The sequence below is a fragment of the Paenibacillus oleatilyticus genome (genome assembly GCF_018998565.1).
Lineage (GTDB): Bacteria > Bacillota > Bacilli > Paenibacillales > NBRC-103111 > Paenibacillus_G > Paenibacillus_G oleatilyticus.
The window spans coordinates 1-334 of the sequence record NZ_JAHNZO010000187.1 but is presented as its reverse complement, the minus strand read 5'-3'; the positions used below and the strand labels follow the sequence as shown (position 1 = coordinate 334).

Sequence of the window (334 nt, the reverse complement as noted above, 5' to 3'; positions counted from 1 at the left end):
CTTTGAAAGAAGCGTGCCGATAACCGCGTGTCGGAGTCTTCCTGCGAGGAGCAAGGAGTCAAGATGTTTGATATTGTCGAACTGTCGCGCTTACAGTTTGCTTTAACGGCGATGTACCATTTCTTATTTGTCCCATTAACGCTCGGTATGGCGTTCTTGCTGGCAATTATGGAAACGGTATATGTCCTGTCTGGCAAACAAATTTATAAAGACATGACCAAATTCTGGGGAAAGTTATTTGCGATTAACTTTGCTCTGGGTGTGGCCACCGGTTTGACCATGGAGTTCCAGTTCGGGACTAACTGGTCGTATTTCTCTCACTACGTCGGCGATA

1 protein-coding gene is annotated in these 334 nt (G+C 46.1%); it reads left to right on the top strand.

Annotated features, from left to right (window positions below):
* Window positions 1-63 precede the first annotated feature (63 nt).
* Window positions 64-334, top strand: a 271-nt coding sequence (locus KQX66_RS39130) for a cytochrome ubiquinol oxidase subunit I (protein WP_216798450.1), incomplete at its 3' end; no start/stop codon positions are given.